1 protein-coding gene is annotated in these 653 nt (G+C 29.1%); it reads left to right on the top strand.

The genetic code is table 11. The features are described from left to right. The first annotated feature begins 67 nt into the window (after positions 1-67). Complete coding sequence (locus tag V7056_RS12075) at positions 68-550, top strand: glutathione peroxidase (RefSeq protein ID WP_499702243.1); 483 nt, start codon at positions 68-70, stop codon at positions 548-550. The last annotated feature ends 103 nt before the right edge of the window (positions 551-653 follow it).

The raw sequence follows: 653 nt of genomic DNA, 5'->3' as shown, positions 1-653 counted from the left end.
TATAAAATTAGACATTTAGATGGAAAAAAATTACTATAAAAGTAAATGGAAATAGGAGGAATGAATAGTGAGTATCTATGATTTTCAAGTAAAGGATAGTAAGGGGCAATTAATACCTTTATCAAATTATAAAGATCAAGTTGTCATCGTAGTAAATACTGCAAGTAAATGTGGATACACTCCTCAATATAAAGATCTTCAAGCACTTTATGAAGAATATAAAAATGAAGGGCTTGTTGTAATTGGATTTCCATGTAATCAATTTATGAATCAAGAACCAGGTTCAAATGAAGAAATTCAAAGCTTTTGTGAATTGAACTATGGTGTAACTTTTCCAATCTTTGGGAAAGTAGATGTGAATGGAGAAAATGCGGATCCTCTATTTAAATATTTAAGTAAAAATGCTCCTGGAATCATGGGACTAAAATCAATCAAATGGAATTTTACAAAATTTATTATTGATAAAAATGGTGAGGTTGTCGAGAGAGTAGCTCCACAAACAAACCCACAAGATATGAAAGTTACGGTTGAGAAATTATTAAAAGCATAAAAAAATGCCTTCACATATTTTTGTGAAGGTTTTTTATCGCACATTTATCGTGATAGAATCAAACTCTCATTGTTTTTCATTAGAAGAAAAATGTTATAATAAC

The sequence above is a fragment of the Bacillus sp. JJ664 genome, assembly GCF_036962205.1.
Classification (GTDB): Bacteria; Bacillota; Bacilli; order Bacillales; family Bacillaceae_G; genus Gottfriedia.
This window is presented reverse-complemented; position numbering and strand designations above follow the sequence as displayed.